16 protein-coding genes are annotated in these 18,388 nt (G+C 72.4%); 11 read left to right on the top strand and 5 right to left on the bottom strand.

Going from position 1 to position 18,388, the window contains the following annotated elements; all coding sequences use genetic code 11:
• Positions 1-10 precede the first annotated feature (10 nt).
• The 7 genes from narI to ACZJYS_RS04175 are packed head-to-tail and all read left to right on the top strand — an operon-like array spanning position 11 to position 5,077.
• Positions 11-796, top strand: coding sequence for a respiratory nitrate reductase subunit gamma (narI, locus tag ACZJYS_RS04145; RefSeq protein ID WP_109517175.1), 786 nt, complete (start codon positions 11-13; stop codon positions 794-796).
• Between the two features lie 3 nt (positions 797-799).
• Positions 800-1,630, top strand: coding sequence for a peptidylprolyl isomerase (locus ACZJYS_RS04150; RefSeq protein WP_109517174.1), 831 nt, complete (start codon positions 800-802; stop codon positions 1,628-1,630).
• Positions 1,631-1,644: 14 nt separating this feature from the next.
• Positions 1,645-1,950, top strand: a complete 306-nt coding sequence (locus tag ACZJYS_RS04155; RefSeq protein WP_181378121.1) for a hypothetical protein — start codon at positions 1,645-1,647, stop codon at positions 1,948-1,950.
• Positions 1,947-3,209, top strand: coding sequence for a molybdopterin molybdotransferase MoeA (locus ACZJYS_RS04160; RefSeq protein WP_493175993.1), 1,263 nt, complete (start codon positions 1,947-1,949; stop codon positions 3,207-3,209). Before ACZJYS_RS04155 ends, ACZJYS_RS04160 begins: the two co-directional genes overlap by 4 nt.
• Entirely contained in the window at positions 3,206-3,712 is a 507-nt protein-coding gene (locus tag ACZJYS_RS04165) for a group III truncated hemoglobin (protein ID WP_493175995.1), read from the top strand. The genes ACZJYS_RS04160 and ACZJYS_RS04165 overlap by 4 nt, the downstream gene beginning before the upstream one ends.
• Positions 3,709-4,239 (top strand): molybdopterin-guanine dinucleotide biosynthesis protein B, encoded by a 531-nt coding sequence (mobB, locus tag ACZJYS_RS04170; RefSeq protein WP_493175997.1) that lies wholly within the window; start codon positions 3,709-3,711, stop codon positions 4,237-4,239. The genes ACZJYS_RS04165 and mobB overlap by 4 nt, the downstream gene beginning before the upstream one ends.
• Positions 4,240-4,252: 13 nt before the next feature.
• Positions 4,253-5,077: a carbonic anhydrase gene (locus tag ACZJYS_RS04175; RefSeq protein WP_493175999.1), complete on the top strand. Its 825-nt coding sequence runs from the start codon at positions 4,253-4,255 to the stop codon at positions 5,075-5,077.
• 172 nt (positions 5,078-5,249) lie between these two features.
• Here the strand turns inward: ACZJYS_RS04175 and ACZJYS_RS04180 are convergent, their stop codons facing one another.
• Together ACZJYS_RS04180 and ilvD are read right to left on the bottom strand one after the other, a co-directional pair.
• Entirely contained in the window at positions 5,250-6,074 is an 825-nt protein-coding gene (locus ACZJYS_RS04180; RefSeq protein ID WP_493176001.1) for a hypothetical protein, read from the bottom strand.
• A gap of 1,075 nt (positions 6,075-7,149) precedes the next feature.
• Positions 7,150-9,003, bottom strand: a complete 1,854-nt coding sequence (gene ilvD / locus ACZJYS_RS04185) for a dihydroxy-acid dehydratase (protein WP_493176003.1) — start codon at positions 9,001-9,003, stop codon at positions 7,150-7,152.
• A gap of 99 nt (positions 9,004-9,102) precedes the next feature.
• Here ilvD and ACZJYS_RS04190 point away from each other — a divergent pair, with 99 nt between their 5' ends.
• Entirely contained in the window at positions 9,103-10,011 is a 909-nt protein-coding gene (locus tag ACZJYS_RS04190; protein WP_493176005.1) for a LysR family transcriptional regulator, read from the top strand.
• A gap of 18 nt (positions 10,012-10,029) precedes the next feature.
• On the opposite strand, the gene hisD is transcribed toward ACZJYS_RS04190, so the two are convergent.
• On the bottom strand, positions 10,030-11,313 hold the full coding sequence (gene hisD, locus ACZJYS_RS04195; protein WP_493176007.1) for a histidinol dehydrogenase: 1,284 nt from the start codon (positions 11,311-11,313) through the stop codon (positions 10,030-10,032).
• A 36-nt stretch (positions 11,314-11,349) separates the two neighbouring features.
• Positions 11,350-12,954, bottom strand: a complete 1,605-nt coding sequence (locus tag ACZJYS_RS04200; RefSeq protein ID WP_493176009.1) for an ABC transporter substrate-binding protein — start codon at positions 12,952-12,954, stop codon at positions 11,350-11,352.
• A gap of 238 nt (positions 12,955-13,192) precedes the next feature.
• Here ACZJYS_RS04200 and ACZJYS_RS04205 point away from each other — a divergent pair, with 238 nt between their 5' ends.
• Positions 13,193-13,741 (top strand): cupin domain-containing protein, encoded by a 549-nt coding sequence (locus ACZJYS_RS04205; protein WP_493176011.1) that lies wholly within the window; start codon positions 13,193-13,195, stop codon positions 13,739-13,741.
• A gap of 146 nt (positions 13,742-13,887) precedes the next feature.
• Positions 13,888-15,384 (top strand): M81 family metallopeptidase, encoded by a 1,497-nt coding sequence (locus tag ACZJYS_RS04210; RefSeq protein ID WP_493176014.1) that lies wholly within the window; start codon positions 13,888-13,890, stop codon positions 15,382-15,384.
• Positions 15,385-15,402: 18 nt separating this feature from the next.
• On the opposite strand, the gene ACZJYS_RS04215 is transcribed toward ACZJYS_RS04210, so the two are convergent.
• On the bottom strand, positions 15,403-16,461 hold the full coding sequence (locus ACZJYS_RS04215) for an alpha/beta hydrolase (protein WP_493176016.1): 1,059 nt from the start codon (positions 16,459-16,461) through the stop codon (positions 15,403-15,405).
• A 256-nt stretch (positions 16,462-16,717) separates the two neighbouring features.
• Here ACZJYS_RS04215 and ACZJYS_RS04220 point away from each other — a divergent pair, with 256 nt between their 5' ends.
• On the top strand, positions 16,718-18,319 hold the full coding sequence (locus ACZJYS_RS04220) for an ABC transporter substrate-binding protein (RefSeq protein WP_493176018.1): 1,602 nt from the start codon (positions 16,718-16,720) through the stop codon (positions 18,317-18,319).
• The last annotated feature ends 69 nt before the right edge of the window (positions 18,320-18,388 follow it).

The following is an 18,388-nucleotide window of genomic DNA, read 5'->3' on the forward strand; positions in this document are numbered from 1 at the left end:
GGCACACACCATGGGCAACTGGATCAACAACGCCCTGTTCGGCTGGTATCCCTATGTCGCGCTGGCGGTCTTCCTGCTGGGCAGCCTGCTGCGCTTCGACCATGGGCAGTACACCTGGCGCGCCGGCTCCAGCCAGCTGCTGCGCCGGAAGCAGCTGCGGCTCGGCTCCAACCTCTTCCACCTCGGCATCCTCGTCATCTTCGGCGGCCATCTGGTGGGGCTGCTGACGCCCGTGGCGGTGTTCGACGCGCTCGGCATTGGCCATGGCTTCAAGCAGGGCATGGCGATGCTGGTGGGCGGCATCGCCGGCATCGCCTGCTGGATAGGCATCGCGCTGCTGGCGCACCGGCGGCTGCTGGACCCGCGCATCCGCGCCACCTCCAGCACCAGCGACACCGCCATCCTGCTGCTGCTCTGGGCGCAGCTGACGCTCGGCCTGCTCACCATTCCCGTCTCCGCCCAGCATATGGACGGGCATGAGATGGTAAAGTTCATGACCTGGGCGCAGGGCATCGTGACGCTGCAGCCCGGCGTGGCGGCGGAAGTCGCGGATGTCAGCCTGATCTTCAAGCTGCACCTGTTCCTCGGCATGACGCTGTTCGTCGTGTTCCCCTTCACCCGGCTGGTGCACGTCTGGAGTGCGCCCGTCTGGTATTTGGGCCGCACCGGCTACCAGGTCGTCCGCACGCGGCGCCCGGTGGCTCGCGCCATGGCCGATGCCACGCCGGCCGTGGCCGGCAGCACCGGGCGGAAGCCCGTGGCCGAGGCGCCTGCCCTGCCGGCCGGGGGGAACTGAGCCATGCGCCGCGTCACCCTCCGCGAGGCGGCGGCGGCGCCGCCGCCTGCCGTCGCCGTCAATGGCCATGTCATCGCGCATGCCGCCATCGCCCAGGAGGTGCAGCACCATGCCGGGGAGAGCGCCCGGCAGGCCTGGGATGCCGCCACGCGGGCGCTGGTCGTCCGTGCGCTGCTGGCGCAGCGCGCCCGGGCCCTGGGCGTGGTCGCCGCGCCCCAGCCGGGCGAGGGCCCGCGCGAGACGGAGGAGGAGCGGCTGATCCAGGCCCTCCTCCAGGCCGAGATCCGCACGCCGCAGGCCGATGAGGCGGCCTGCCGCCGCTACTACCAGGCCAACCCCGCCCGTTTCCGCGCCCCCGACCTGTTCGAGCCGGTGCACATCCTGTTCAAGGCCGCGCGCGGTGATGCCGCCGCCCATGCCGTGGCGGAGGCGCGGGCGCGCGCGGTGCTGGCCGAGGTGGCAGGCCACCCGGAGCGCTTCGAGGCCCTGGCCCGCGCCCTGTCGGACTGCCCCTCCGCCGCCGAGGGCGGCCGGCTGGGGCAGGTCGCGCGCGGCGAGACCACGCCGGAATTCGAGGCCGCGCTGCTGGCCCTGCGGCCGGGCGAGACCTGCGCCGCGCCAGTCTGCACCCGCTACGGCGTGCATGTGCTGCGGCTGGAGCGGAAGGTGGAGGGACAGGCGCTGCCCTTCGCGCAGGTGCGCGCGACGATCGCGCGCTACCTGGAGGAACATTCCTGGCGCCGCGCCGTCGCGCAGTATGTCGCCCTGCTGGCCGGGCAGGCCCGGATCGAGGGCTTCGACATGCCGGGCGCGGCGACGCCGCTGGTGCAGTGAGGAAAGGGGCCGCCATGCTCGGCGCAATTCTCGAGGGCCTGACCGATCCCGGCCGGGCCGAGGCGTTCCTCGCCATCGTCGGCCCCTCCGCGCTGCGGGAGCGCGTCGGGCAGGCGGCGCGGGCGGAAGGCGTGGCGGCCGGGCCGCTGCTGGCAGAGAGGGTCCGGCACCTGGTGGAGCATGGCGGCGAGGAGGTCTGGCTGGACCTGATGAGCGCCATGGCCGCCTCCCCGCAGCCCGCCGCCGCCGCGGTGGAGCGCCTGCTGCGCCAGGCCTTCCCAGATCCGGTGCGCGTCCGCATCACGCGGGTGCCGGCATGAACGCCATCACCCCCGGCTTCGCCCGCGCTGACCTCACCTGTCCCGGGGGCGGCATGCCGTTCGAGGAGGCGCGGGCGCGCGTCCTGGCCCTGGCGGAGGCGCCTCTGCCCGCCGAGACGGTGCCGCTGGAGGCATGCTGCGGCCGCATCGCCGCCGCCCCCCTGCAGGCCCGGCTCGACCTGCCCCGCTTCGACCAGTCGGCCATGGATGGCTACGCCATCGCCACGGGCGCGGCCCTGCCGGGCGCCTGGCTGCCCGTCGCCGGCCGGACGGCGGCGGGCGAGGCGCCGGGATGGCTGGCGCCCGCCACGGCCCACCGCATCCTCACCGGCGCGCCGCTGCCGGAGGGGGCGGACGCGGTGATCGCGCAGGAACATGTCGTCCTGCGGGAGGGTTTCGTCCAGCTGGCCGGGCTGCCGGCGCCCGGCACGAACCTGCGGCGCCGCGCCGAGGACATCGGCGCGGGCGAGGTGCTCATCCATCCCGGCACGCGGCTGGACTGGCGGCACGTCACCCTGCTGGCCGCGCAGGGCGTGGAGGCTGTCCCGGTGCGGCGCCATCCCCGGCTGGTGCTGCTCTCGAGCGGGCGGGAACTGCGCGGGACAGGCCAGCCCCTGGCGCCCGGGCAGATCCATGATTCCAACACGCCCATGCTCCGCGCGCTGCTGCGGAGCTGGGGCGTGGCGGTGCAAAGCCGCCCGGCCGTGGCCGACGAGGCCGGCGCCATGCGCGATGCCCTGCGCGCGGCTGCGGGCGAGGCCGACCTCGTGCTGACCACCGCCGGCATCTCGGTGGGCGACGAGGACCATGTCCGCGAGGCGCTGCGGGCGCTGGGCGGCGAGCTGGCGGTGCTGAAGGTGGCCATGAAGCCGGGCAAGCCGCTGGCGGCGGGGCGGATCGGCGATGCCCTCTTTCTCGGCCTGCCGGGCAACCCGCAGGCGGCCCTGGCCGGCGCGCTGGCTTTCCTCCGCCCGCTGCTGGCCCGCATGGCGGGGACGCCGGCACCCCGCCCCGTGGTGTCGCGCGCCGGCTTCGCCCTGCGCCGCAGGCCGGGGCGCGCCGAGTTCCTGCCCGTCCGCCTGCATAGCCGCGACGGCGTGCTGGAGGCGGCGCGCACGGGGCCGGACGGCTCCGGCCGGCTGTCGCCCCTGCTGGGCGCGTCCGGCCTGGCCTTCCTGGAGGCCGGGCTGCAGGAGCTCCGGCCGGGGGATGCGCTGGACGTGCTGCCCTTCGGCGCGGAAGGGGAGGCGCTGGCATGAGCGGCCCGACGCACGGGCCGGAAGGCCGCGCAACCCGCGCCGCCGCCCTGATCGCTCGCCGGATGGCGGCAGCCCCTCCGGCGCCACGCCCGGCAGGGCTGGACGAGGCCATGTTGGAGCGGCTGCTCCGCGCCTTCTACGCCGAAGCGCGGCGCGACAGGCTGCTCGGCCCGCTCTTTGCCGGGGTCACGGACTGGGAAGCCCATATCGCCCGGCTGCGCGATTTCTGGTCCTCCGTGGCGCTGATGAGCGGGCGCTACCACGGCCAGCCCATGGCCGCGCATGCGGCGATGGAGTTGCGGCCGGAACATTTCGCCCAATGGCTGTCGCTCTTCGGGCAGACGGCGGAGGCGGTCTGCGGACCTGCGGCGGCGGCCTACCTGATGGAGCGTGCACACCGGATCGCCCGCAGCCTTGAGCTGGGCATGGCCGTCCGCCGAGGGGAGCTGCCACGGGTGGCCCGCCGGGCGGGGGCTTCACCAACGGAGATATCCTCGCCATGAAAGTCTTCGGGATCATCGGCGGCTGCGCTGCCAAGGCAGGGCTGGCGCGCAGCCTCGTCGCCGAGCTGTCGGCGCGGGGGCTGCGGGTCTCCACCATCAAGCACGTGCCGGACGATGTCGACCTCGACAGGCCGGGCACGGGCAGCTGGGTGCAGCGCGAGGCCGGCGCGCAGGAGATCATCCTGGCCAGCGGCACGCGCCAGATCCTGATGCGCGAATTGCGGGGGATGGAGGCGGAGCCGGATGTCGATGCCCTGCTGGCGCGGCTGCTGCCGGTGGACGTGGTGCTGCTGGAAGGCTTCCGGCTCTCGCCCTACCCCAAGCTGGAGGCCGTGCGGGCGGGGCAGGACCGGCGTCTGCAGGCAATGGACGACCCCTCGGTTTGCGCCGTCACCGGCAGTGCGCCGGTGGCAGCGCCCGTGCCCTTCCTCCCCTCGTCCGACATCGGCGCGCTGGCGGATTTCGTGCTGGCGCAGGCGGCCGAGGCCTGCCGGGCACCGGGCCTGCCTGCCGTTGCCCCGGCCTAGGAGCGGCATCGTCATGGCACGGAGCAGCCACTGGCCTGACGCCTGCGATTGCAGCCAGCCCGGCCGGGCATTGCCTCCTTCCGCCGGCGGCCCGGCGCCGGGCAGCGCCGCCGGCGCCTCACCCGCCGGCCACGCGGCGCTGCGTCGCCTGGTGAGCGGCTTCAACCGGTTCCGGCACCAGCATTTCGAAGCGGATGAGGAACTCTACAGCCGCCTGCTGGAAGGCCAGCATCCGGAAGTGATGGTCATCGCCTGCTCGGACAGCCGCACCGACCCTGCGATCATCTGCGGCGCGCGCCCCGGGGACCTGTTCGTGGTGCGCAATGTCGCCGCCCTGGTGCCACCGCCGACGCCGGATCGCCAGCCCCATGGCACCGCCGCAGCCATCGAGTTCGGCGTCAGGGCGCTCGGCGTGCGCCATGTCGTGGTGCTGGGCCATTCCTTCTGCGCCGGCATACGCTGCCTGCTGGAACATGATCACGGGGCCGGGCGCTTCGAGTACGTCTCGGACTGGGTCGATGTGGTACGGACGGTGCGCGAGGAGATGGAGGGTCTGGTCACCGAGGCCGATCATGCTTCTGTCGCGCGCCAGGCTGAGCAGGCGGCAATCCTGGCAAGCCTGCGGAACCTCGTGGCCTATCCCTTCGTTGCCGAGCGTGTGGCGCAGAGGAACCTCATGCTGCACGGCTGGTACTTCCATTTCGGATGGGGGGTGCTTCAAGCGGCCGCCGGCCCCTGCGGACCGTTCATGCAACTCGATCCGGAGGAGCCGCCACGACCGGCCATATGCGGCTCCGGCATGGAGGGCCCGGCGAGTGTGGCAGCCCGAGGAATTTGACGCCCGGCCTTTCATGATCTGCAGGCGATGACAATGGGCCGGGCGCCTATCGGCGGGCATCCTGCCGTTGTTCATGGCGGTGGAGACATCAACGCGGCCGCCCGGTTTCTGGCCTCCGCTCGGCCCAGAGCGGCCGGGCGGACCAAGCCAGTGGATCGACCGGCCGACAATCCTACGCTGCCATCAGCGTGGGCAGTGCGGGGCCCTGGTCGAGCAGATCCATCGTCGCGCTGCCGAACACCAGGTTGTGCAGAGAAGCGTGGCGAACGGCCCCCATCACCATCATGTCGGCCTGGATCTCGCGTGCAACATCCATGACGGCGTGAACCACGCCGCGGCGGCCTCGTTGGACGGGGCGGAAGGTTGCGTGCGCGCCGTGACGCGCCAGCAGATGCACCAACTCGACCCCAGACTGGCCGGGCCGGAACTCCTTGTCATCCGTGACGCTCACAACGGTCACCTCGTCCGCCCGCTTGATGAACGGGAGCGCTCCGTGGACCGAGCGAACCGCCGCAGGCGAAGCATCCCAGGACAGGATGACGCGCGACGGGTAGGAGGAAGCGGCGTGGCCGGGCGGCACGAGCAGCAGCGGCCGCCCGGACAAGAAGATTCCGCCGGACACCACGAAGCGCTTACCGATATCGACGCCCGGGCCGAACGACGCGATTCCAAGGTCGCTGACCCGCATCTGGTCAGCAAGGACTTCACCGACCCCGTAGGCGAAGTTGCTGCGGCCACGCACCTCGAACCGGATTCCCCGCGAATCCAGAACCTTCTGGACATGCGCGGCCACCCTCTCCTCGCGGGAAATGAGGTCCTGATCAGTCAGGAAGGTCGTGTCCGCGCCGGATGCGTCGCGAAACGCGCCTGCTCCGAACACGAGTGCGGTCACATGCGCGGCGTGGGCCTCGGCGATCGCCATCGGCAGCGCAAGGCATGCGTCCACTGCTTCCGAAGCGCCGGGTTCGACATGGAGCGCAATTGTCGTGATAGCCACGGTGTCTTCTCCTCGGGATTGACGCGGCTCCTGTGCACCGCCCTTCTGCGAGGTGGGCACGCACACGGAAGCAGGCTGATCTTGGCAGCGGCGCCATCTGCCAGTCGGACCAGACCTGACCGTTACCGTTGCCTCATCGTCGGCCGGGTTCCGCGGAGCAGCCTCCAGGACGCTTACGCCTAGATGCATTCAATGATGCTCAAGCAGCATTGATGCATGTCAATCGCTCATTCCCATGCTCCGCCGATGGTGGAAGCAGGGCCTGGAATGGCCCCTGTTTCGGCGGGGCATCGGGCATAGCCGCCGAGGGCGCAGGCTTACGCCTATGCCGGCCGACCCGGCGCGCGTACAAATCATAGCTGGCTGCGACCGCTACAGTGCCGGGCAGAAGCTCCGGGCTTGCAAGGGTGTGAAGCGCCGCTTCACAGCAGGCTGGAGGCGGGCTCCATCGAGGAAGCCTTCTAGCGGGTCGGACCGCAAGGAGGCCTGCTGCCGCAGGGATTCGTGCTGCCGCCGGATGGCCCCCGGCGAAGCCCGCCGCCAAGGCCCGCAGCCCCCGAGGATGCCTGGACGAGTCCGACGCCGCCTGCGACTGCGGCGAGCGGGTCCGGGTGGCGTTCACCCTCGGCTGCCGCGGCCGGGAAGCCGTCCCCTTCGCCGATCCTGCCGGCGGCATCGACCCCGGAGCATGCCCGCAACCTGATGGTGGAGTCGGCCAAGCGCCGGTCCGGCCACATCAGCCCTGCCGGACCCGGCCGAATGCTCCGGCGGTCACGAGAGCTGCGGCATCGCCCGCGACATCTCGCGGATCACGCCGCCCAGAGCCCGCAGAGCAACAGCATGGCGAAAGCCTTCGTCCGGACCTTCAGGCGTGACGACGCTCGCCTCCGGCCCGGATTCCCAGGCTGTCCTCCACGCATTTCCGGCCTGGTTCACCCACCCGACGAGGCCACCCGTACAGCGCGCTCTGAGACCGCCCCCCCTCCCGGTTCACCGGTGCCACGTCAACGACATGACCCTGTCCGAGCATGTGGGGATGACAACACCGCCGGTGCCGTGGTGCCGGAGTGGCGGATCATCGCCGCCTCTGCTGCTCCACGTCGCGCACCGCGCCACGGGCGGCGCTTGTGGTCAGCGCCGCATAGGCCCGCAGCGCCGCGGAGACCTGCCGGTCCCGGTTCACCGGCTGCCAGGCCTGGGCTCCCCGCGCCTCCATGGCCGCGCGGCGGTGTTCCAGTTCCTCCTGGGGCACGGCCAGGCGGATGGCGCGGTTCGGGATGTCGATCTCGATCCGGTCGCCATCCTGCACCAGGCCGATCAGCCCGCCCTCCGCCGCCTCGGGCGACACGTGGCCGATCGACAGGCCGGAGGAGCCGCCGGAGAAGCGGCCATCGGTGACCAGGGCGCAGGCCTTCCCCAGCCCCTTCGACTTCAGGTAGCTGGTCGGGTACAGCATCTCCTGCATCCCCGGCCCACCCTTCGGCCCCTCGTAGCGGATCAGCACCACGTCGCCCGGCACGATACGGCCGCCCAGGATTCCCTCCACCGCCGCGTCCTGGCTCTCGAAGATCCGCGCCGGCCCGTCGAAGACCAGGATCGAGGCATCGACGCCCGCCGTCTTCACGATGCAGCCATCCTCCGCGAGGTTGCCGTAGAGCACGGCGAGGCCGCCATCGCGCGAGAAGGCATGCTCCGCGTCGCGGATCACCCCCGCCGCGCGGTCGAGGTCCGGCGCATCCCAGCGGGCGGACTGGCTGAAGGCCTCGGTGGTCGGGATGCCGCCGGGGGCCGCGCAGAAGAACTCCCGCACGCCGCGGCTCTCCGTGCGCTTCAGGTCCCACCGCGCGAGGGCCTCGCCCATGGTGGCGGCGTGCACCGTGCCGACATCGCGGGAGATCAGCCCGGCGCGGTCCAGCTCGCCCAGGATGCCCATGATGCCGCCGGCGCGGTGCACGTCCTCGACATGCACATTGGCCACCGCCGGCGCCACCTTGCAGAGCACCGGCACGCGGCGCGAGAGGCGGTCGATGTCGCGCATGGTGAAGTCGATGCCGCCTTCCTGCGCCGCCGCGAGCAGGTGCAGCACGGTGTTGGTGGAGCCGCCCATGGCGATATCCAGCGTCATCGCGTTCTCGAAGGCGGCGAAGGTCGCGATGTTGCGGGGCAGGGCGGCGGCGTCCTCCTGCTCGTAGTAGCGGCGGGCGAGGTCGACGATCAGCCGCCCGGCCTCCAGGAACAGCCCGCGCCGGTCCGCATGGGTGGCCACCACCGTGCCGTTGCCGGGCAGCGCCAGGCCCAGCGCCTCGGTCAGGCAGTTCATGGAGTTGGCGGTGAACATGCCGGAGCAGGAGCCGCAGGTGGGGCAGGCCGAGCGCTCGATCACCGCCACCTCGGCGTCGGTGATGTCGCTGTCGGCGGCGGCGATCATCGCATCGACCAGGTCGACCGAGCGCCGGACGCCGCGATGGACGACCTTGCCCGCCTCCATCGGGCCGCCGGAGACGAAGACCACCGGGATGTTCAGGCGCATCGCCGCCATCAGCATGCCGGGCGTGATCTTGTCGCAGTTGGAGATGCAGACCAGCGCGTCGGCGCAGTGCGCGTTGACCATGTACTCGACGGAATCCGCGATCAGCTCGCGCGAGGGCAGGCTGTAGAGCATGCCGCCATGGCCCATGGCGATGCCGTCATCGACCGCGATGGTGTTGAATTCCTTCGCCACGCCGCCGGCGGCCTCGATCTCCCGCGCCACCAGCTGGCCGAGGTCCTTCAGGTGCACATGGCCGGGCACGAACTGGGTGAAGGAATTGGCGATGGCGATGATGGGCTTGCCGAAATCGCTGTCCTTCATGCCGGTCGCGCGCCAGAGGCCGCGCGCCCCCGCCATGTTGCGGCCATGGGTGCTGGTGCGGGAGCGATAGGCCGGCATGGGAACCCCGAATCTGTTGAGCGGCGCAGCGGTAGCTTGCCGCGTTCAGGCTGTGAAATATATTTCAGAGGCCCGATTAGGTCGCAAGGCGTATCACCGATGGACGTCCGGCAACTCCGGCATTTCATGGCCGTGGCGGAGACCCTGCATTTCGGCCGCGCGGCGGAGCGCCTCGGCATGACGCAGCCGCCGCTCAGCCAGTCCATCCTGTCGCTGGAGCAAGCGCTGGGGGCAGCGCTGTTCACCCGCACGAAACGCACCGTCTCCCTCACGCCGTTCGGCGCGGCATGGCTGCCCCATGCGCGGGCCGCGCTCGAGCGGATGAACGCGCTGCCGGAGATCGCCCGGCGCCTGCGCGAGGGCGAGGCGGGGCGGCTGGAGCTCTCCTTCATCAGCACGGCGGATTACAGCATCCTCCCCGACCTGGTCCGCCGCTACGCGCAGCTCTGCCCCGGCGTCGAGATCGTGCTGACGGAGGCGACCAGCGACGTCCAGATCGCCGCCCTCCTGGCCGGGCGGCAGCATGCGGGCCTGATCATCCCGCCATCCGACATGGCGCTGCCGGACGCCTTGCGCTACCGGCCACTGGTGTCGGAGCCGCTGGTCATGGCCCTGCCCGAGAGCTGGCTGCGGGAGGGGCGCCTCTCCCTCGCCGCGGGGCGCCTGCCGCCGGAGGCGCTGGCCGGGCTTCCCCTGGTCATCTTCCCGCGCCGCTCGGCGCCGGCCTTCCATGATCTCGTGACCGGCTATTTCGCCGCGCATGTGGGCGGCGCCCATGTGGTGCAGGAGGCGATCCAGATGCAGACGATCATCAGCCTCGTCTCGGCCGGCATGGGGGTCGCCATGGTGCCGGCCTCGCTGCGCAACCTGGCGCGGGCGGGGGTGCGCTACGTGGACCTGGCAGGGCCGGCGCCCTGCCTGGAGACCGGGATCGTCTGGCGAGGCGGCGACACCTCCCCGACCCTGGAGCGCTTCCTCGCGGTCGCGCAGGCGGGCGCGGTGCCCTGACCGCGCCCTGGCGCCGCATCAGGCCGTCACGCTGTTCAGCTCCGTGCGGAAGGCGGCGGCGCGGCGGTGGCCTTCCAGCCCCTCGCGCGCGCTCTGGCGGATGGCCGGCGGGGCCACCACCGCCACACCGGCCGGCTCCAGCCACTGGTGGGTGCACACCTTGAGGTAGGAGCCGACCCACAGCCCGCCGGTGTAGCGGCCGGCCCCCAGCGTCGGCAGGGTGTGGTTGGTGCCGCAGCACTTGTCGGAATAGACCACGCTGGCCAGCGGCCCGATGAACAGCGAGCCGTAGTTGCGCAGCTGCCGCGCCGTGGCGTGCGGGTCGCGCGTGTGCACCTGCAGGTGCTCGGCGGCGATGCGGTCGGAGCAGGCGAGCATCGCCGCCGTATCGGCGCAGAGGACCACCTCGCCATAGTCCCGCCAGGCCTGCCCGGCGACGCCCGCGGTGGAGAGATCGGTCAACTGGCGCTCCACCTCGGCGATGGTGGCCTCGGCCAGGGCGCGGTCGGTGGTGATCAGGCCGACGCGCGTCATCACGTCATGCTCCGCCTGGGCCAGCAGGTCGGTCGCGATCATGCGCGGGTCGCCCGTCTCGTCGGCCACCACGTAGATCTCGCTCGGGCCCGCGAGCTGGTCGATGCCCACCGTGCCGAAGACCTGCCGCTTCGCCTCGTTCACATAGGCGTTGCCGGGGCCGAAGATCTTGTCCACCGCCGGCACGCTCTCGGTGCCATAGGCCATGGCGGCGATCGCCTGCGCGCCGCCGATGCGGAAGATGCGGTCGGCCCCCGAGAGGTGGCAGACCGCCACCATGTCCGGGTGCGCGGTGGGCGGCAGGCAGGCCACCACCTCGTCGCAGCCCGCCACGCGCGCCGGCACGATGGTCATCACCGGCGCCGAGAGCAGCGGGTAGCGCCCGCCCGGCACATAGGCGCCCACCCGGGCGATGGGGATGACGCGGTGGCCGAGATGCAGCCCCGGCAGCACCTCGGCCTCCAGCGGCAGCATGGTGGCGCGCTGGCGCTCGGCGAAGTCCCGCACGCGGGCGATGGCGAACTCGGCATCCTCGCGCGCGGCGCCGTCCATGCGCGCCACGGTCTCGGCGCGCTCGGCGGCGCTGACCTCGAAGCGCTCGAGGTCGGACTTGTCGAAGGCACGGCCGTAGTCGCGCACCGCCGCGTCGCCACGGGCGCGGACATCCTCCAGCACGGTCTTCACCGTGCCGGCCAGCGCGTCATTGTCCTGGAAGGAGTTGCGCCGCGCCGCCTTGAGGTAGGTCAGCGAGTCATCGGGGAAGGGCATGCCAGTGTTCCGGTTGTGGGCGGTGCGCGGCGCGGGTCAGACGCGGCGGACGTTCCAGGGGTAGCGGACGGAGCCGCCCAGCACGCCCTGCAGGTCGGCGCGGTAGGCGGTCTTGGGGAAGTAGATGCCGAGCGGCAGGCTCGGCACGTCGCGGAGCGCCAGGGCGTGGGCCTCGCCCATCAGGCGCTCCCGCTCGGCATCGGCGGTGGCCGAGAGCCATTCGGCGGTCAGCCGCTCCATCTCCGCGCTCTCGTACCAGCCGGGCCAGCCGGCGGCGCCTTCGCCGCGGATGGTGGTGTTCAGCACCGGGTTGGAGATGGCGATGCCGGGCCAGGTGCTGTGGTAGATGCTCCAGCCGCCCTGGTCGGCCGGCGCCTTGGAGAGGCGGCGCTGCAGCAGCGTGCCCCAGTCCATGTCCTGCAGGTCGACGTTCAGCCCGGCCCGGCGCAGCCGGTCGGCGGTGACGAGGCCGAGCGGGGCGATGGCGGCGCTGTCGGCGGCGTTGATGATGACCACCTTCTCGCCGGCATAGCCGGTGCGCTTCAGCGCCTCGGCCATGCGGGCCGGGTCGCCGGCGAGGCTGCCGAAATCCTCGCGCCCCAGCTCCTCGACGCCCGGGATGGTGCAGGGGAACATCGCCTTGCACTCGCGCCAGTCCTGGCTGTTGCCGCCGGTGACGGTGGCCAGGTAGTCCGGCTGCTGCACCACGGCCATGACGAAGCGGCGCAGCGCCGGGTTGTTGAAGGGCGCGACGCTGTGGTTGAAGCGCATCACCAGCTCGGTGCCGAGCGGGTCGGCATTCTCCACCTTCACCTGCCGGCTGCGCGCCACCAGCGGCTCGAGGTCGGCGGGCAGGTTCTCCACCCAGTCCACCTCGCCCTGCTGCAGCGCCGCGACGCCGGTGGCCTTGTCGGCGATGATGCGCCACTCGACGCGTTCGAAATTCGCCACCTTGCCGCCGGAGGTCCATTCCGGGGCGCCCGCGCGCGGCTTGTAGCCGTCGAAGCGCGCATAGGCGACGAGATTGCCGGAATCCAGCTCATCGGCCAGGAAGCGGTAGGGGCCGGAGCCGACCATCTCGGTGATGGGCTGGTCCGGCGCCGCGCGGGCCAGCCGCTCCGGCATGATGAAGGCGGGCGAGGAGTGCGGCTTGCCGATGGCGTCCAGCAGGCGCGGGAAGGGGCGCTTCAGGTGGATGCGCAGCACGCGGTCGTCGCTGCTGTCGTAGCGGTCCACCGCGGCGCCATAGGCGCGGCCGAAGGTGTCCCGCCGGCTCCAGCGCTCCAGGCTGGCGGCGCAGTCGGCGGCGCGCACCGGCGTGTCGTCGTGGAAGCGCAAGCCCTCGCGCAGGCGGATGCTCCAGACGCGGCCGTCATCGCTGACCGAGGCACCCTCGGCCATCTGCGGCTGCGGGCGCATCTTCGCGTCCACGCCATAGAGCGTGTCGAACACATGGTAGCCATGCTGCACGGCGACGAGGGCGGTGGAGAAGACCGGGTCGAGCGAGACGAGGTCGGTGGACGGCACCAGGCGCAGCGTGGCGGCGCGCCGGCTCTGCGCCAGGGCAGGGCGGGCGAGGGTGGCGCCGGCCAGCGGCAGGGACGCTGCGGCCAGCATCAGGTTGCGGCGTCTCAGGCTCATTCTTGGTTCCTCCGGTTGCGGTCAGCCTCCACCGCGTCGTCGTCGCGGCGCTTGCCGGCAGTCTGGCAGAGTTTCCGCGCCGGAAGGCCGACCTGGGCCGGGGTGATGAGAATACTGAACAGCGGGGAAAGGGAGCACCCCTGCCGCTGCTGGCTTCCCTGGGGCGGGTGGAAGGGCCTTGTCGAGCATTCTGACCGGCTCCACCCTGGCCGCGGGCAGAGGTAAAGGAGGGACGGGCATGGCCATGGTGGGGGCGAAGCTGCGGGCGCTGCGGCAGCGCCGTGGTCTCGGCATGCGGGAGCTGGCGCTGCGCTCGGGGGTGTCGCACTCGGCCATCTCGCTGATCGAGCGGGAGCGGATGAGCCCGTCGGTGGACACGCTGGGCGCCATCCTGGCGGCGCTCGGCACCACCTTCTCCTCCTTCTTCGCCGACCTGGAGAGCGGATTGCCGAGCCGTCCCTTCTACAAGGCCGAGGAGCTGGCCGAGATCGGCCGCGCCGACCGCATCTCCTACCGGCTGGTGGGCATGGACTACCCCAACCGCCGCATGCTGATGCTGGCCGAGCGCTACGCGGCCGGCGCCGAGACGGAGCTGATGATCACGCACAATGCCGAGGAGGCCGGCATCGTCACCCGCGGCGCGGTGGAGGTGACGGTGGAAGGCCGCAGCCAGGTGCTGCGCCAGGGCGACGCCTATTATTTCGACAGCCGCCTGCCGCACAGCTTCCGCAATGTCGATCCCGGCGTCAGCGAGATCGTCAGCGCCATCACGCCGCCCACCTACTAGAGCGCGGCTCTGGCGGCCGGATGGGCAGGATAGTGGCCAGCCCGGCCGCCCCCGCTTGCGCGGCCCGCCTTGCCGGGCTGTCCTGCCACGACAGAACAAACTCCCGCGCGGCACGGCCGGCACGGGACAGGAAGCGGAGACGGGCAATGGGCAGAAGACGGATCCTGGCAGGCGGCATCGCGCAGGAATCGCACAGCTTCAACCCGGTGCCGACGGGGCGGGAGCGCTTCAACATCCAGTCCGGCGCCGCCGCCATCGCCGGCGCGCGGGGCAGCAACTCGCTGCTCGGCGGCATCCTGGACGCGGCGGCCGAGGCGGATGTCGAGGTGATCGTGCCGACGCTGTTCCGTGCCCAGTCCGGCGGCCCGGTGGAGGATGCGGTCTTCGCCGAGATGCGCGACATCCTGTGCGACGCGGCGCGGCGCGGCGATTTCGACGCCATCGTCCTGCCGCTGCATGGCGGCATGCTGACGCCGACGCTGCACGACCCCGAGGGCGCGCTGATGACGGCGCTGCGCGCCATCACCGGCCCGGACCTGCCGATGACGGCGGCCTTCGACCTGCACGCCCATGTCACGCCCGAGATCCTCGACACCTGCGACCTGCTGGCCGGCTACCTGACCAACCCGCATGGCGACCAGGGGGCCACCGGCCGCCGCGCCACCCGCGCCGTGCTCGACATCCTCTCGGGCCGGCTGCGCCCGGTCCTCTCCGCCGTGCACGTGCCGATGCTGACGCTCGGCAACGACCGCACCGACGAGGAGCCGCTGCAGGGCCTGCAGGCCCGCGCGCGGGCGGCGGTGGAGAGCGGCGCGGCCTATGACGTCTCAATCTTCAACGCGCAGCAGTTCCTCGACGTGCCGGGGCTGGGGCAGTGGGTGCTCGCCTATGGCAACGGCCGCGATGCCGCGCCGGACGCCCTGGCCCTGGACCTGGCGCAGAGCCTGTGGGACCAGCGCCGGGCGCTGATCGGCACCTACCCCTCGCTGGAAGCCTGCCTGGACCGGGCGGAGCAGGGCACGCCCCGGCCGCTGATCCTGGGCGACCAGGGCGACCGCGTGGCCGGCGGCGGCCCCGGCGACAGCACCCATGTCCTGCGCGCCCTGCTGGCCCGGCCGAAGCTGCCCCCCGCCGTCGTGCCGCTGACCGACCCCGAGGCGGTGCGCGCCTGCCACGCCGCCGGCCAGGGCGCCCGCGTGACCCTGACGGTCGGCGGCCGCCACTCCACCGTGGCGCCGCCGCTGGAGGTGACCGGCGAGGTGCTGGGCCTCGGCACCGAGGCGCATGTCACCTATGACGGCCCGGCCGATGCCGGCTACAAGGCGCGGCTTGGCGCCTATGCCCTGCTCGGCCTGGGCAATGTGCAGGTGCTGCTGACCGACCAGCCCTATTCCTATCTCGACCCCGACTATTTCCGCGCCATGGGGGTGGACCCGGCGCGGATGGGCGTGGTCGTCACCCGCTCCGGCTACCACTTCACGCTGAACTTCGCGGCGACGGGCGAGTGCATCACCGTCGACACGCCGGGCATGACCTCCTACCGGGTGCAGGAGCTGCCCTTCACCGTGGCACGCCCCTTCTTCCCGCTCGACGAGATGGACTTCGCCCCCGCCCTGCACGCGCATCGCAGCCGGGCCGGCTAGGCCCGGCCCGCCGCGGGCTCAGCGCATCAGCCCGCGGCGCTCCATCCAGCCCTGGATGCGCGCGGCGACCTCGTCGCTGTTGCGGTCCATCATCAGCATGTGGCTGTTGCCGCGCACCCCCTCGGCGGGAAGGTCCAGGATGTCGGCCGTGCCGCCGGCATCGCGGATGGCGCCGGCCCAGCGCTCGACATTGCCGCGGATGCGCTGCCAGAACGGCGAGTCCCCGAAATGGTCGCCCCAGACGATCAGGTGCGGCACGTCCTTCAGCGGCGATGCGTCGGTCATCGCGGAGGGCGTGCCGGAGGGCTCGATGGCGATCACCGCCCGCACCTTGCCGGGCGCCGCCAGCGCGGCGTTGAAGGCGAAGTTGCCGCCCTGGCTGTGCACGACGATGACGCAGGGGCAGACCTTCTCCACATAGTCGTTGTAGGCCGCCTGGATCTGGCTGTCGGTGGTCGACCAGCGCGGCACCGACTGCCGCGCGAAGGCATCCCACGCCGCGACCGGAAAGAGGGTGTCCGGAAAGGCCTTGCGGCGGGCGGGGTCGCGGCTCCAGCCCTCCTGCGGGCCGACGCGGAACAGGCCCCAGCCCTCGCCCATGGTGCGGAAGACCGGCTCGCCGGCGAAGATTTCCGGGTAGCGGGCCCAGCCCGCCCGGCCGCGCTCCACCGCGTCGCTGACATAGACGTCGTGGCCCTGCCGCAGGAAGTACATCTGCCAGCCCGGCCGCCCGTCGGGCGTCGTCTCCCAGGTGACGCCGGTCAGCCCGCCGCCATGCCAGAGCAGGAGGGGCTGGCGCGCGCGCGGCGCCGCCAGCTTCACATACTGCGCGTACATCCCCTCGACCATGAACTCGCCATTGGGATCGACCCGGATGGGCGGCGCGCCGGGGGAGGGCACCATCTCGCGCACCGGCATACCGTCCAGCGCGCGGACCCGGCCGCCGACATGCAGGCTGCCGATCTCGCGCACCTGGAGTGGCGGGGCGGAGGTGGGCGGGGTGGCGGTGGAGGGAGTCTGGGCCTGCGCGGCGCCGATGCCGAGCGCGAGCGCGAGAACGGCCAGATGATGCTTCAACGTTTTTCCTCCCGGTTGCCTTGGGGCGGAGGCTAGCAGCGCCGCCGGCGGGGCGGGAGCCCGGCGCCGCTCACCCCTGCGTGCCCGGCGCGGCGGCGCAATTCCGGCGAGCGGAATCGCCGCCTTGCGGCGGCGGGACCGGCATGACCCATACTTCGTTCCGCTGCCCCACCGGCACTGCGCCGCTCCGCCGGCCAGGGCGTGCCGGATGGCGCGCCAGGGGGGCCAGACGCACAAGCATCCGGGGAGTTGCTTCATGACAGACGAACCCGTCCGTGTTCGCGGACCCTTCGCCCGCATCGGCGCCGCGGCCTGTGGCGCCCTGCTCCTCGCCGCGCCGGCCGCGGCCGAGACGCTGCGGATCGGTGTCGGCGCGCCCGCCACCTCGCTCGACCCGCATTTCCACAACAACGGGCCGAACAACGCCCTGACCATGCACCTGTTCGACCGGCTGGTGGAGCGCGACGCGCGCGCCCGGCCGCAGCCCTCGCTGGCCGAGAGCTGGACGCAGCTTTCGCCGACGCTGTGGGAGTTCCGGCTGCGCCGCGACGCGACCTGGCATGATGGCCGCCCCTTCACCGCCGACGACGTGCTGTTCAGCTTCGAGCGCGCGCCGGCTGTGCCGAACAGCCCTGGCGGCTTCGGCGCCTTCCTGCGCATGATCGCGCGCGCCGAGGCGGTGGACGCGCACACGCTGCGGCTGCACACGCGCCAGCCGCACCCGCTGCTGCCGGTCGATCTCGGCTCGGTCAGCATCATCGCCCGCCATGCCGCCTCCGGCGCCGGCACCGAGGACTACAATGCCGGCCGCGCCACCATCGGCACCGGCCCCTACCGCCTGGGCGAGTACCGCGCCGGCAGCGCCGCCGTGCTGCTGCGCAACGACGCCTACTGGGGCGGCGCCGAGCCGTGGAGCCGCGTCGACTACCGCTTCCTGCCGAATGACGGCGCGCGCACCGCCGCGCTGCTCGCCGGCGATGTCGACCTGATCGACCAGATCCCCACCAGCGACCTGGCGCGGCTGCGGCGCGACCCCGGCGTGACCGTCAGCGAGGTGACCAGCCTGCGGACGATGTTCCTGGCCCCCGTCTACTCGATCGACGGCAACCACCCGCAGGTGACCGACCATGCCGGCCGTCCGCTGCCGGAGAACCCGTTCCGCGACCCCCGCGTGCGCAAGGCGCTGTCCATGGCCATCCAGCGGGACGCGCTGGCCGAGCGCGTGATGGAGGGCGCGGCGCGGCCCACGGGGCAGTGGCTGCCGGAGGGTGCCTTCGGCTACAACCCGGCCGTGCAGCCGACGCCCTACGATCCGGAGGCCGCCAAGGCCCTGCTGGCCGAGGCCGGCTATCCCGAGGGCTTCCGCCTCACCATCGCCACGCCGAACGACCGCTGGCCGAACGATGCCCGACTCAGCCAGGCCGTGGCGCAGATGTGGACCCGCATCGGCGTCCGCAGCGGGGTGGAGGCGCTGCCCTACGCCGCCTTCGTGCCGCGCCGCACCCGGCAGGAGCTGCCAATGCAGATGGCCGCCTGGGGCAGCTCCACCGGCGAGGCGATCAACTACCTCGTCTCCATCGCCGGCACCTACGACCGCGCGCGGCTGAGCGGCGCGGCCAACATGTGGCGCTACTCCGACCCGAAGCTGGACGAGATGACGGCCAGGGCCGCCGCCACGCTGGACGATGCCGGGCGCGAGGCGCTGCTGCGCGAGGCGGTGGCCTACTACGCCGAGACCATGCCCTACATCCAGCTGGTGCAGCTCACCACCAGCTGGGGCGTGCGCAAGGGCCTGACCCATGAGCCGCGGATGGACGAGCGCACCGTGGCCATGGGCGTCCGGCCGGCGCCGCGCTGAGGCGCCGGCCCGGCCGCGGCCTCAGGCCATGACCGGCCGCAGCGTCTCCAGCAGCCAGCGGGCGAGCGC

The organism is Roseomonas sp. TS2 (assembly GCF_058833935.1).

Excerpts from the sequence above, each read along its gene's own strand:
- narI (WP_109517175.1), top strand. The coding sequence starts at position 11 with ATGGGCAACTGGATCAACAACGCCCTGTTCGGCTGGTATCCCTATGTC.
- ACZJYS_RS04150 (WP_109517174.1), top strand. The coding sequence starts at position 800 with ATGCGCCGCGTCACCCTCCGCGAGGCGGCGGCGGCGCCGCCGCCTGCC.
- ACZJYS_RS04155 (WP_181378121.1), top strand. The coding sequence starts at position 1,645 with ATGCTCGGCGCAATTCTCGAGGGCCTGACCGATCCCGGCCGGGCCGAG.
- ACZJYS_RS04160 (WP_493175993.1), top strand. The coding sequence starts at position 1,947 with ATGAACGCCATCACCCCCGGCTTCGCCCGCGCTGACCTCACCTGTCCC.
- ACZJYS_RS04165 (WP_493175995.1), top strand. The coding sequence starts at position 3,206 with ATGAGCGGCCCGACGCACGGGCCGGAAGGCCGCGCAACCCGCGCCGCC.
- mobB (WP_493175997.1), top strand. The coding sequence starts at position 3,709 with ATGAAAGTCTTCGGGATCATCGGCGGCTGCGCTGCCAAGGCAGGGCTG.
- ACZJYS_RS04175 (WP_493175999.1), top strand. The coding sequence starts at position 4,253 with ATGGCACGGAGCAGCCACTGGCCTGACGCCTGCGATTGCAGCCAGCCC.
- ilvD (WP_493176003.1), bottom strand. The coding sequence starts at position 9,003 with ATGCCGGCCTATCGCTCCCGCACCAGCACCCATGGCCGCAACATGGCG.
- ACZJYS_RS04190 (WP_493176005.1), top strand. The coding sequence starts at position 9,103 with ATGGACGTCCGGCAACTCCGGCATTTCATGGCCGTGGCGGAGACCCTG.
- hisD (WP_493176007.1), bottom strand. The coding sequence starts at position 11,313 with ATGCCCTTCCCCGATGACTCGCTGACCTACCTCAAGGCGGCGCGGCGC.
- ACZJYS_RS04200 (WP_493176009.1), bottom strand. The coding sequence starts at position 12,954 with ATGAGCCTGAGACGCCGCAACCTGATGCTGGCCGCAGCGTCCCTGCCG.
- ACZJYS_RS04205 (WP_493176011.1), top strand. The coding sequence starts at position 13,193 with ATGGCCATGGTGGGGGCGAAGCTGCGGGCGCTGCGGCAGCGCCGTGGT.
- ACZJYS_RS04210 (WP_493176014.1), top strand. The coding sequence starts at position 13,888 with ATGGGCAGAAGACGGATCCTGGCAGGCGGCATCGCGCAGGAATCGCAC.
- ACZJYS_RS04220 (WP_493176018.1), top strand. The coding sequence starts at position 16,718 with ATGACAGACGAACCCGTCCGTGTTCGCGGACCCTTCGCCCGCATCGGC.